General features: G+C 41.0%; 10 protein-coding genes and 1 other annotated feature. All 10 genes read left to right on the top strand.

The features are described from left to right. Window positions 1–357: 357 nt before the first annotated feature. The 10 genes from mecA (at window position 358) to D8787_RS10080 (ending at window position 12,060) form a co-directional block, all read left to right on the top strand. Window positions 358–1,095, top strand: a complete 738-nt coding sequence (gene mecA, locus D8787_RS10135) for an adaptor protein MecA (protein ID WP_125423494.1) — start codon at window positions 358–360, stop codon at window positions 1,093–1,095. Window positions 1,096–1,246: 151 nt separating this feature from the next. Further along, complete coding sequence (locus D8787_RS10130; protein WP_125423491.1) at window positions 1,247–2,533, top strand: homoserine dehydrogenase; 1,287 nt, start codon at window positions 1,247–1,249, stop codon at window positions 2,531–2,533. A 1-nt stretch (window position 2,534) separates the two neighbouring features. Continuing rightward, the gene (gene thrB / locus D8787_RS10125) at window positions 2,535–3,404 is read left to right on the top strand and encodes a homoserine kinase (protein WP_125423488.1); all 870 of its coding nucleotides are present in this window, start codon (window positions 2,535–2,537) and stop codon (window positions 3,402–3,404) included. A 258-nt stretch (window positions 3,405–3,662) separates the two neighbouring features. Then, window positions 3,663–4,601: a peptide-methionine (R)-S-oxide reductase MsrB gene (msrB, locus tag D8787_RS10115; RefSeq protein WP_125423482.1), complete on the top strand. Its 939-nt coding sequence runs from the start codon at window positions 3,663–3,665 to the stop codon at window positions 4,599–4,601. Window positions 4,602–4,661: 60 nt separating this feature from the next. Then, window positions 4,662–6,386: an ABC transporter ATP-binding protein gene (locus D8787_RS10110; protein ID WP_125423479.1), complete on the top strand. Its 1,725-nt coding sequence runs from the start codon at window positions 4,662–4,664 to the stop codon at window positions 6,384–6,386. A gap of 1 nt (window position 6,387) precedes the next feature. Further along, window positions 6,388–8,136: an ABC transporter ATP-binding protein gene (locus D8787_RS10105; protein ID WP_125423476.1), complete on the top strand. Its 1,749-nt coding sequence runs from the start codon at window positions 6,388–6,390 to the stop codon at window positions 8,134–8,136. Between the two features lie 114 nt (window positions 8,137–8,250). After that, window positions 8,251–9,510 (top strand): TRZ/ATZ family protein, encoded by a 1,260-nt coding sequence (locus tag D8787_RS10100; protein ID WP_125423473.1) that lies wholly within the window; start codon window positions 8,251–8,253, stop codon window positions 9,508–9,510. A gap of 75 nt (window positions 9,511–9,585) precedes the next feature. Then, window positions 9,586–9,721: a sequence feature (ribosomal protein L10 leader region), on the top strand. 39 nt (window positions 9,722–9,760) lie between these two features. Beyond that, complete coding sequence (gene rplJ / locus D8787_RS10090; protein WP_049541304.1) at window positions 9,761–10,261, top strand: 50S ribosomal protein L10; 501 nt, start codon at window positions 9,761–9,763, stop codon at window positions 10,259–10,261. A 74-nt stretch (window positions 10,262–10,335) separates the two neighbouring features. Beyond that, window positions 10,336–10,704 (top strand): 50S ribosomal protein L7/L12, encoded by a 369-nt coding sequence (rplL, locus tag D8787_RS10085; RefSeq protein WP_001196965.1) that lies wholly within the window; start codon window positions 10,336–10,338, stop codon window positions 10,702–10,704. Between the two features lie 308 nt (window positions 10,705–11,012). Beyond that, window positions 11,013–12,060 (top strand): IS630 family transposase gene (locus D8787_RS10080; RefSeq protein WP_125423470.1). Its coding sequence is split into 2 segments (ribosomal slippage): window positions 11,013–11,509 and window positions 11,508–12,060, totalling 1,050 coding nucleotides; the frame shifts between segments, so codons are not numbered across the junction. Window positions 12,061–12,515: the final 455 nt, after the last annotated feature.

Here is a 12,515-nt window from a genome sequence, read left to right as displayed (position 1 = left end):
TGTGTTATGATTGCCTAGGTTTTCTACGATAGTAGAAGTCCGTTTATTTCCAACCTTGATATCTTTAATAATAGCGTAGTTGATAGTGTTTTTTGACTTTGATTGTTTAACTCTCATCTTTTCATACCTCACTCCATTATAACAAAGTACGAGAAAGTACGCAAATGAAAAGTGGTAAAATTTGACAAGAAAATGCTCTTATATCAACCTTTATGAGGATTTTTTTACTTCATAACTGTCAAAGTCCCGTATTGTAAAATGGTCTCTAGTATTATATCACATTCTCGCTTCATTCTTTTGATAAAATCGTAAAAATCTAGTATAATAGATAGAACTGAAAGTATGAGGTTACTAGCAATGAAAATGAAACAAATTAGTGATACAACTTTGAAAATCACGATGTCTTTAGAGGATTTGATGGATCGTGGCATGGAGATTGCAGACTTTCTCGTTCCTCAAGAAAAAACAGAAGAGTTCTTTTATGCTATCTTGGATGAGTTAGAGATGCCTGATAGCTTTCTGGATACAGGCATGTTGAGCTTCCGTGTGACTCCAAAACCTGATAAGGTAGATGTCTTTGTAACCAAATCAAAGATTGATCAAAATCTAGATTTTGAAGACTTATCGGATTTACCAGATATGGAAGAATTGGCTCAAATGTCGCCAGATGAATTTATCAAAACCTTGGAAAAGAGCATTGCAGAAAAGACTAAGGATGATATCGAAGCGATTCAATCTCTAGAGCAAGTAGAAGCCAGGGAAGAAGAGCAGGAGCAGGCTGAACAAGAAGTTGAAAGCAAGAAAGAGCCTTACATCTACTACATTCTTTCTTTTTCTAAGTTAGCTGATTTGGTGGCTTTTGCCAAGACAGTGACTTTTGATATGGAAACTTCTGAACTCTACAAGATGAATGAGCGCTATTATTTGACTATTTTAGTGGATATTGAAAATCATCCAAGTCCATATCCAGCTTGGCTGTTGGCTCGTATGCGTGAGTTTGCAGACGATAGTGATATCAGTCGTTCAGTCTTACAAGAGTATGGCCAAGTCTTGATCAATCACGATGCAGTGATCAATCTGCAAAAGATTGGATAATCATTTCTGGAAAGCTATTTTCAGATTTTAAGAAGAGCGAATCGTTTGATTCGTTTTTTCTTTTTTAGACTGAAATAGTGATTTACTATAATAGGAATTTTCACAAAATTCTGTTATAATGGCTATATTAGAAAATTTCGAGGAGACAAACATGACAGTTAAAATTGCTTTACTAGGATTTGGTACCGTTGCAAGTGGTGTGCCTTTCCTCCTAAAGGAAAATGGAGAAAAAATCAATCAATCAGCACATTCAGAGATTGAAGTTGCTAAGGTATTGGTCAAGGATGAAGATGAAAAGAATCGCTTGCTTGCAGCAGGGAATGACTTTAACTTTGTAACCAATGTAGATGATATTTTGTCAGACCAAGACATTACCATTGTAGTGGAATTGATGGGGCGTATCGAACCTGCTAAGACTTTTATCACTCGTGCCTTGGAAGCTGGAAAACACGTTGTTACTGCTAACAAGGACCTTTTGGCTGTCCATGGTGCAGAATTGTTAGAAATCGCTCAAGATAATAAGGTAGCACTTTACTACGAAGCAGCAGTAGCTGGTGGGATTCCAATTCTTCGTACTTTAGCAAATTCCTTGGCTTCTGATAAAGTCACGCGCGTGCTTGGAGTGGTTAACGGAACTTCCAACTTCATGATGACCAAGATGGTGGAAGAAGGCTGGTCTTACGATGATGCTCTTGCGGAAGCGCAAAGACTAGGTTTTGCAGAAAGTGACCCGACAAATGACGTGGATGGGATTGATGCAGCCTACAAGATGGTTATTTTGAGCCAATTTGCTTTTGGCATGAAGGTTGCCTTTGACGATGTAGCCCACAAGGGAATCCGTAACATCACACCAGAAGACGTAGCTGTAGCTCAAGAACTTGGCTATGTAGTGAAATTGGTTGGTTCTATTGAGGAAACTCCTTCAGGAATTGCTGCAGAAGTAACTCCAACTTTCCTTCCTAAAGCGCATCCACTTGCCAGTGTGAATGGCGTAATGAACGCTGTCTTTGTAGAATCTATCGGTATTGGTGAGTCTATGTACTACGGACCAGGTGCTGGTCAAAAACCAACTGCAACAAGTGTTGTAGCTGATATTGTTCGTATCGTTCGTCGCCTGAATGATGGAACCATCGGTAAAGACTTCAACGAATACAGCCGTGACTTGGTCTTGGCAAATCCTGAGGATGTTAAAGCAAACTACTACTTCTCAATCTTGGCACCAGACTCAAAAGGTCAGGTCTTGAAGTTGGCTGAAATTTTTAATGCTCAAGATATTTCCTTCAAGCAAATCCTCCAAGACGGAAAAGAGGGTGACAAGGCGCGTGTCGTTATCATTACACACAAGATTAATAAATCTCAACTTGAAAATGTCTCAGCTGAATTGAAGAAGGTTTCAGAATTCGACCTCTTGAATACCTTCAAGGTGCTAGGAGAATAAGATGAAGATTATTGTACCTGCAACCAGTGCCAATATCGGGCCAGGTTTTGACTCGGTCGGTGTAGCTGTAACCAAGTACCTTCAAATCGAGGTCTGTGAAGAACGAGATGAGTGGTTGATTGAACACCAGATTGGCAAATGGATTCCACATGACGAACGTAATCTCTTGCTCAAAATCGCTTTGCAAATTGTACCAGACTTGCACCCAAGACGTTTGAAAATGACCAGTGATGTTCCCTTGGCGCGTGGCTTGGGTTCTTCTAGCTCGGTTATTGTTGCTGGGATTGAACTAGCCAACCAACTGGGCCAGCTCAACTTGTCAGACCATGAAAAATTGCAATTAGCGACCAAGATTGAAGGACATCCTGACAATGTGGCTCCTGCTATTTATGGTAATCTTGTTGTTGCGAGCTCTGTTGATGGGCAAGTTTCAGCTATCGTAGCAGACTTCCCAGAGTGTGATTTCCTAGCCTACATTCCAAACTATGAATTGCGTACTAGAGACAGCCGTGGTGTCTTGCCTAAGAAATTGTCTTACAAGGAAGCTGTTTCGGCTAGTTCTATTGCCAATGTGGCGGTTGCTGCCTTGTTGGCAGGAGATATGGTGACAGCTGGTCAAGCAATCGAGGGAGACCTCTTCCACGAGCGCTACCGTCAGGACTTGGTGAGAGAATTTGCGACGATTAAGCAAGTGGCCAAAGAAAATGGTGCCTATGCAACCTACCTCTCTGGCGCTGGACCGACAGTTATGGTCTTGGCTTCTCATGATAAGATGCCAAGGATTAAGGCAGAATTGGAAAAACAACCCTTCAAAGGAAAACTGCATGACTTGAAAGTTGATACGCAAGGTGTCCGTGTCCAAGCAAAATAAAGAATAGAAGATAGGATGGGGAAACTCTTGACCAGAGGGCTTCCTATCCTTTTTTTGAAAAGAAGTTTATACTTAATGAAAATCAAAGAGCAAACTAGGAAGCTAGCCACAGGCTGCTCAAAACAGTGTTTTGAGGTTATGGATAGAACTGACGAAGTTAGCTCAAAATACTGTTTTGAGGTTGCAGATGTAAGCTGACGTGGTTTGAAGAGATTTTCGAAGAGTATTAGTTAAAAACTTGATAAAGGAGAAATAAAGATGGCAGAAATTTATCTAGCAGGTGGTTGTTTTTGGGGCCTAGAGGAGTATTTTTCACGCATTTCTGGTGTATTAGCAACCAGTGTTGGCTACGCTAATGGACAAGTCGAAACGACTAATTACCAGCTGCTCAAGGAAACAGATCATGCAGAAACGGTTCAAGTGATTTACGATGAGAAAGCAGTGTCACTCAGAGAGATTTTACTTTATTATTTCCGTGTCATCGACCCTTTATCCATCAATCAACAAGGGAATGACCGTGGACGTCAGTATCGGACTGGGATTTATTACCAAGATGAAGATGATTTGCCAGCTATCTACACAGTTGTGCAGGAGCAGGAGCGCATGCTGGGTCGAAAGATTGCAGTAGAAGTGGAGAAACTACGTCATTACATTCTGGCTGAAGACTACCACCAAGACTATCTTAAGAAGAATCCTTCAGGTTACTGTCATATCGATGTGACCGATGCTGAGAAGCCATTGATTGACGCAGCAAATTATGAAAATCCTAGTCAAGAGGTGTTGAAGGAAAGCTTATCTGAAGAGTCCTATCGTGTTACTCAAGAAGCTGCTACAGAGACTCCATTTACCAATGCCTATGACCAAACCTTTGAAGAAGGGATTTATGTAGATATTACGACAGGTGAGCCACTCTTTTTTGCCAAGGATAAGTTTGCCTCAGGTTGTGGTTGGCCAAGTTTTAGCCGTCCAATTTCCAAGGAATTGATTCACTATTACAAGGATCTTAGTCATGGAATGGAGCGAATCGAGGTTCGTTCTCGATCAGGTAATGCTCACTTGGGTCATGTTTTCACAGATGGACCGCGTGAGTTTGGTGGCCTCCGTTACTGTATCAATTCTGCTTCCTTGCGCTTTGTGGCCGAGAATGAGATGGAAGAGGCAGGATATGGCTATTTATTGCCTTACTTAAACAAATAAAATTGAGAGGGTGGGAGCTTCCCACTTTCTTCATTTTCAGAATACGAATAGAAGGGATTTATGAAACACTTACTATCTTACTTTAAACCCTACATTAAAGAATCGATTTTAGCACCCTTGTTCAAGCTACTAGAAGCTGTTTTTGAGCTCTTGGTTCCCATGGTGATTGCAGGGATTGTTGACCAATCCTTGCCCCAGAGAGATCAAGGGCATCTATGGATGCAGATTGGCCTACTCCTTATCTTTGCAGTGATTGGTGTTGTAGTGGCCTTGGTAGCTCAGTTTTACTCAGCTAAGGCTGCGGTTGGATTTGCCAAAGAATTGACAAACGACCTCTATCGTCATATTCTTTCCCTACCCAAGGATAGCAGAGACCGTCTGACAACTTCAAGCTTGGTGACTCGTTTGACTTCGGACACCTATCAGATTCAGACTGGTATTAATCAATTCTTGCGCCTATTTTTGAGAGCCCCTATTATCGTTTTTGGAGCCATTTTTATGGCCTATCGCATCTCAGCTGAACTGACTTTCTGGTTCTTGGTCATGGTTGTGATTTTGACAATCGTTATTGTCGGGCTCTCTCGACTGGTCAATCCTCTCTACAGTAGTCTCAGAAAGAAAACGGACCAGCTGGTTCAGGAAACGCGCCAGCAATTACAAGGTATGCGGGTTATTCGTGCTTTTGGTCAGGAAAAACGAGAGTTACAGATTTTTCAAACCCTTAACCAAGTTTATGCAAGATTGCAAGAAAAGACAGGTTTATGGTCTAGTTTATTAACCCCTCTGACCTATCTGATTGTCAATGGAACTCTCCTCGTCATTATCTGGCAGGGCTATATTTCAATTCAAGGAGATTTACTCAGTCAAGGTGCCCTCATTGCCCTTATTAATTATCTCCTACAGATCTTGGTAGAATTGGTCAAGCTAGCCATGCTGATCAATTCTCTCAACCAGTCCTACATCTCAGCCAAGCGAATCGAGGAAGTCTTTGCCGAAACTCCAGAAGATATCCATTCAGAATTAGAACAAAAGCAAGCTACCAGTAATCAGGTTTTACAAGTTCAAGAACTGACCTTTACCTATCCTGATGCGGCCCAGCCTTCTCTGAAAGACATTTCCTTTGATATGAAGCAAGGACAGATCCTTGGCATCATTGGGGGAACGGGTTCTGGTAAATCAAGCTTGGTGCAAGTCTTACTTGGACTTTATTCAGCAAATCAGGGAAGCATTGACCTTTATCGAGATGGACGTAGTCCTCTTAATTTGGAGCAGTGGCGGTCCTGGATTGCCTATGTGCCCCAAAAGGTCGAACTCTTTAAGGGAACTATTCGTTCCAACTTGACTTTGGGTTTGAATCAAGAACTATCTGATCAGGAACTTTGGCAAGCCTTGGAAATTGCGCAAGCTAAGGAGTTTGTTAGTGAAAAGGAAGGGGGGGTGGACGCCACTGTTGAGGCAGGAGGTCGAAATTTTTCAGGTGGGCAAAAACAAAGGCTGTCTATTGCACGTGCAGTCTTGCGCCAAGCTCCGTTCCTTATCTTAGATGATGCGACCTCGGCCCTCGATACCATCACCGAGTCCAAGCTCTTGAAGGCTATCCGAGAGAACTTACCTAGCATGAGCTTAATCTTGATTTCTCAACGAACCTCAACACTTCGTATGGCAGACCAGATTCTCCTCTTGGAAAAAGGTGAGCTCCTAGCTATCGGCAAGCACGAGGATTTGATGCAAACTAGTCAAGTCTATCGTGAAATCAATGCATCCCAACATGGAAAGGAGGATTAGTATGAAACGACAAACTGCAAACCAGACGCTCAAACGTTTGGTCAAAGATTTAGCAATCCATCCCTTCCTCCTTTTTCTAGCCTTTCTAGGAACTATTGCCCAAGTTGGCTTATCGATTTACCTACCTATCCTGATTGGTCAGGTCATTGACCAAGTCCTAGTGGCTGGTTCTTCACCAGTTTTTTGGCAGATTTTTCTCCAAATGATCTTGGTGGTCATAGGAAATACCCTTGTGCAGTGGGTCAACCCTCTCCTCTATAATCGTCTAATTTTCTCTTATACCAGAGACTTACGAGAGCGAATCATCCATAAACTCCATCGTTTACCGATTGCTTTTGTCGATCGTCAAGGCAGTGGAGAGATGGTCAGTCGTGTGACCACAGACATCGAACAGTTGGCAGCTGGCTTGACTATGATTTTTAACCAATTTTTCATTGGTATTTTGATGATTTTGGTTAGTATTCTAGCCATGCTCCAAATTCATCTTCTGATGACGCTATTAGTTCTGCTCTTAACACCTCTGTCTATGGTCATTTCACACTTCATCGCCAAGAGATCCTATCATCTCTTCCAAAAGCAAACAGAGACTAGGGGAATTCAGACTCAGTTGATTGAAGAGTCGCTTAGCCAGCAGACCATTATCCAGTCATTTAATGCTCAAACAGAGTTTATCCAAAGACTGCATGAGGCGAATAACAATTACTCAGCGTATTCTCAGTCAGCCATCTTTTATTCATCAACGGTTAATCCTTCGACTCGCTTTGTCAATGCGCTCATTTATGCGCTTTTAGCTGGAGTAGGAGCTTATCGTATCATGATGGGTTCAACCTTGACCATCGGTCGTTTAGTGACTTTTTTGAATTACGTCCAACAGTACACCAAGCCCTTTAACGATATTTCTTCAGTTCTAGCTGAGTTGCAAAGTGCTCTGGCTTGTGCAGAGCGCGTCTATGCTGTCTTAGAAAGTCCTGAGGTAGCTGAAACAGGTAAGGAAGTCTTGACCAGTGACCAAGTCAAGGGAGCTATTTCCTTTAAACAGGTCTCTTTTGGCTACCATCCAGAAAAGATCTTGATTAAGGACTTGTCTATCGATATCCCAGCTGGTAGTAAGGTAGCCATCGTTGGTCCGACAGGTGCTGGTAAGTCAACTCTTATCAATCTCCTCATGCGTTTTTATCCTATTAACTCGGGAGATATCTTGCTAGACAACCAATCCATTTACGACTATACCCGAGCATCATTGAGACAGCAGTTTGGGATGGTGCTCCAAGAAACCTGGCTCAAGCAAGGAACTATTCATGACAATATTGCCTTTGGTAACCCTGAAGCTAGTCGGGAGCAAGTGATTGCTGCTGCCAAAGCAGCCAATGCGGACTTTTTCATCCAACAGTTGCCACAGGGATACGATACTAAGTTGGAAAATGCAGGAGAATCTCTATCTGTAGGGCAGGCCCAGCTCTTGACCATTGCCCGAGTCTTTCTAGTTATCCCTAAGATTCTTATCTTAGACGAGGCGACTTCCTCCATCGATACACGGACAGAGGTGCTAGTACAGGATGCCTTTGCCAAACTCATGAAGGGGCGCACAAGCTTTATCATTGCTCATCGTTTGTCAACCATTCAGGATGCAGATTTGATTCTTGTCTTGGTGGATGGCGACATTGTTGAGTATGGCAATCATCAGAACCTCATGGCTAGAAAAGGCAAGTATTACCAAATGCAGCAAGCTGCAGCTTTTAGCTCAGAATAAGCCTTTCTATTTTGAAATCTTATGGACGAAAAAAGTTGCCTTCGGGTGACTTTTTTGTTACAATAGCTAGAAAAATTATTCACTGTAAATTGTCTTTTAGAAAAGGAGCCTAGAATGAAAGTCTATCAGCATGTAAATATCGTGACTTGTGACCAAGATTTCCATGTTTATCTGAATGGAATCTTAGCCGTTAAGGATTCTCAAATCATCTATGTTGGTCAAGAGAATCCAGAGATTTTAGAGCAAGCTGAGCAGATTATAGACTATCAGGGAGCCTGGATTATGCCTGGCTTGGTCAATTGCCACACCCATTCTGCCATGACAGGTTTGCGAGGAATCCGAGATGACAGTAATCTCCATGAATGGCTCAATGACTATATCTGGCCTGCAGAAGCTGAGTTTACTTCAGACATGACTACCAAGGCGGTCAAAGCAGCGCTGACAGAGATGCTTCAGTCAGGAACAACAACATTCAATGATATGTATAATCCCAATGGAGTGAATATTGAGCAAATTTATCAGGCAGTGAAAGTCTCTAAGATGCGTTGCTATTTCTCACCGACTCTCTTTTCTTCAGAGGCAGAAACGACTGCTGAGACTATAAGCAGAACACGGGCCATCATTGAGGAAATCTTAGGATATGAAAATCCAAATTTCATGGTAATGGTAGCCCCACATTCTCCCTACAGCTGTAGTAAAGATTTGCTGGAAGAGAGCTTGGGAATGGCAAAAGAGCTAGACATTCCCATCCATATCCATGTGGCGGAGACCAAGGAGGAATCAGGCATTATCCTGAAACGATACGGCAAACGCCCCCTCGCTTTTCTAGAAGAACTGGGTTACTTAGATCATCCGTCTGTCTTTGCTCATGGAGTAGAATTAAACGAGCGAGAAATTAAACGCTTGTCAACTTCTCAAGTGGCAATTGCGCATAATCCTATCAGTAATCTCAAATTGGCATCAGGAATTGCTCCAATTATCCAGCTCCAAAAAGCGGGAGTAGCAGTGGGAATTGCGACTGACTCGGTTGCTTCCAATAACAATCTGGATATGTTTGAGGAAGGACGGACAGCAGCCCTTCTTCAGAAGATGAAAAGTGGAGATGCCAGCCAATTTCCTATCGAAATGGCTCTCAAGGCACTGACAATCGAAGGGGCTAAGGTTCTAGGAATGGAAAATCAGATAGGAAGTCTGGAAGTTGGCAAGCAGGCAGATTTTCTGGTTATTCAACCACAAGGCAAAATCCATCTCCAACCTAAGGGGAATATGCTTTCTCATCTCGTCTATGCTGTTAAATCCAGTGATGTTGATGATGTTTATATCGCCGGAGAACAGGTTGTTAGGCAAGGTCAAGTCCTGACAGTAGAACTTTAAAAGAAAAATCACGAAAAATTTTAAAAAAAGTTTGCAAAAATCTTGCATTCTTTTTTTAACTATGCTATACTTATATACGGTTTGAAAAAACTGCCTAAGACAGTAGGGGAGCTCGACTCATAAGGATCCTACCGAGGACAAAACGTATCATGTAAAAAGAAGCGTATTGTACTTTCGTGTCTAGGTTTGGGCGCGTTTTTCTTTTGGAAAAATTTCCCCAAGCAAAATAATAACGGAGGTGAACACACTAATGAGTGAAGCAATTATTGCTAAAAAAGCGGAACTAGTTGACGTAGTAGCTGAAAAAATGAAAGCTGCTGCATCTATCGTCGTTGTTGACGCTCGTGGTTTGACAGTTGAGCAAGATACAGTTCTTCGTCGTGAGCTTCGTGGAAACGAAGTTGAGTATAAAGTTATTAAAAACTCAATCTTGCGTCGTGCAGCTGAAAAAGCTGGTCTTGAAGAACTTGCATCAGTATTTGTTGGACCATCTGCAGTAGCATTTTCTAACGAAGATGTTATCGCACCAGCGAAAATCTTGAACGACTTTTCTAAAAACGCTGAAGCACTTGAAATCAAAGGTGGTGCAATCGAAGGCGCTGTCGCATCTAAAGAAGAGATTCTTGCTCTTGCAACTCTTCCAAACCGCGAAGGACTTCTTTCTATGCTCCTTTCTGTACTTCAAGCGCCAGTGCGCAACGTTGCTCTTGCAGTCAAAGCGGTTGCAGACAACAAAGAAGACGCAGCTTAATTTTAAGCTACGCAGCGTAGCCTAGCTACGAAAGATCTATTATAAATTTAAAAACATATTTGGAGGAAATAACAATGGCATTGAACATTGAAAACATTATTGCTGAAATTAAAGAAGCTTCAATCCTTGAATTGAACGACCTTGTAAAAGCTATCGAAGAAGAATTTGGTGTAACCGCAGCTGCTCCTGTAGCTGTTGCTGCAGCTGGTGCTGCTGACGCTGGTGCTGCTAAAGATTCATTCGACGTTGAATTGACATCTGCAGGCGACAAAAAAGTTGGCGTTATCAAAGTTGTACGTGAAATCACTGGTCTTGGTCTTAAAGAAGCTAAAGAACTTGTTGATGGTGCACCAGCACTTGTTAAAGAAGGCGTTGCAACTGCAGAAGCTGAAGAAATCAAAGCTAAATTGGAAGAAGCTGGAGCTTCAGTTACTCTTAAATAAGAGGCATATACCAATTAGAATTCGGAATACTATAGTATCAGCCTTTTAGAATCGTGAACACATTTTAGAAACTGATAAATTAATTTAGTTTCCTACCAAAAACCCTACCAAAAATTAATTTGGCAGGGTTTTTCTTTTTAATAAAATTATTTTGGAGAACAGTTGAATATTGTTCTCTTTTTTTATTTTCTGGAGGGAAAATGTCAAAAGAATTACAATCATCACGCTATATTGTTATTTCATACTATACTATAGTCAATTAGTTTTAATACTATACTAAAATCAAAAAACATCTTATAATAGTAGTTATGAAACTCACAAACGAAGAAATACAGAAAATTGAAAAACTCCTGCGAGATTCATTGTACGCCAAATATCATAAACGTCTACAGATTATTTATTTTCGCTCAAAAGGAAAGAGTTATAAGGAAATCATAGATCTGCTAGATTGCAATAAAACAACTGTTTGGAGGAATTTGAAAAAATACAAGGAGTTTGGTTTAGAAGCTCTTCTTCAAGAGACCCGTGGTGGACGTCATAGAGAATATATGACTTACGAAGAAGAACAAGCATTTCTAAAACGTCATATAGAAGCTGCTCAGACTGGGGAATTTGTGACTGTCAATCAGTTATTCGAAGCCTATCAAAAAGAAATTGATCGCACTTCCACACGTGATGGTTTTTATTATCTCTTGAAACGCCATGGTTGGCGAACGGTCACTCCCAGACCTGAACATCCCAAGAAGGCAGACGCTCAAACAATTGAGACGTCTAAAAATAAAATCTACATTCGAGACCTTAAGTAAGCGCTTTAAAGAGAAGGGGACTTATAACAAAGTACGTTTGATGTACCAAGATGAAGCTGGTTTCGGAAGAATTAGTAAGATGAGTTCTTGTTGGGCTCCTCAAGGAATCCGACCTAGCATTCCTAGTCATTATATGCGAGAATATCGCTATTGTTATGGGGCAGTAGATGCTCAGACAGGAGATTCCTTTTTCCTCATTGCTGGAGGATGCAATACTGAGTGGACGAATGAATTTCTACGGCAAGTCTCACAAGCTTATCCAGATGACTATATGTTACTTGTAATGGATAATGCTATATGGCATAAATCAAGTACCTTGGAGATTCCAAGTAATATTGACTTGGCTTTTATCCCACCTTATACACCAGAAATGAACCCTATTGAACAAGTCTGGAAAGAAATTCGAAAACGAGGTTTTAAAAATAAGGCTTTCCCAACATTGGAAGCTGTCATTGATAAGCTTCAAGAAGTTATTCAAGGATTGGAAAAAAATGTTTTAAAGTCCACTGTCAGCAGACAGTGGAAAAGGTTGCTTTTTGAATATAATTGAGTATTAACTGATTTATGTTACAATCTTTATACATTGTCATGGCTTTCTAATTGTTTTGTTGTTATTTTAATTATAAACACTGACATAATAAAACGAGCATCTCTAACTACGAAAATGCTCGTTTTTTTGATAGTTAGAAGTGGGTTTTTGCCCAGCTTCTTTTTCCATGAAAAGGGGAGTAGAGCAAAAGATGGAAAGAAATGAGAGAATATGGTATAATCCCATCTTTAACAGTTTTTTGAAAACAAAGAGCCCCTAAATGCTGCTATAACAGCTTTTCGGAGCTCTTTTTCTCTTTTAAAAAAATGCGTACTTTTTATCGAGATTTGGTTTTTTTAAAAATTTTTTTCATATTTTTTTCGCTTATAATCTCAAAATCAGTTTGGAAGCCAAATGCTTGGTGGAGTTGATCCGTGATAGTTGTTCTGGTGTAAGTTGGAAGATATCCTACTCCA

The organism is Streptococcus mitis (assembly GCF_003944325.1).
Taxonomy (GTDB): domain Bacteria; phylum Bacillota; class Bacilli; order Lactobacillales; family Streptococcaceae; genus Streptococcus; species Streptococcus mitis_CW.
The sequence above is the reverse complement of the archived record's forward strand: the minus strand, read 5'-3'. Positions and strand labels throughout refer to the sequence as shown.

Bases quoted from the DNA above. Each gene is read 5' to 3' on its own strand.
- mecA (WP_125423494.1), top strand. From the start codon at position 358: ATGAAAATGAAACAAATTAGTGATACAACTTTGAAAATCACGATGTCT.
- D8787_RS10130 (WP_125423491.1), top strand. From the start codon at position 1,247: ATGACAGTTAAAATTGCTTTACTAGGATTTGGTACCGTTGCAAGTGGT.
- thrB (WP_125423488.1), top strand. From the start codon at position 2,535: ATGAAGATTATTGTACCTGCAACCAGTGCCAATATCGGGCCAGGTTTT.
- msrB (WP_125423482.1), top strand. From the start codon at position 3,663: ATGGCAGAAATTTATCTAGCAGGTGGTTGTTTTTGGGGCCTAGAGGAG.
- D8787_RS10110 (WP_125423479.1), top strand. From the start codon at position 4,662: ATGAAACACTTACTATCTTACTTTAAACCCTACATTAAAGAATCGATT.
- D8787_RS10105 (WP_125423476.1), top strand. From the start codon at position 6,388: ATGAAACGACAAACTGCAAACCAGACGCTCAAACGTTTGGTCAAAGAT.
- D8787_RS10100 (WP_125423473.1), top strand. From the start codon at position 8,251: ATGAAAGTCTATCAGCATGTAAATATCGTGACTTGTGACCAAGATTTC.
- rplJ (WP_049541304.1), top strand. From the start codon at position 9,761: ATGAGTGAAGCAATTATTGCTAAAAAAGCGGAACTAGTTGACGTAGTA.
- rplL (WP_001196965.1), top strand. From the start codon at position 10,336: ATGGCATTGAACATTGAAAACATTATTGCTGAAATTAAAGAAGCTTCA.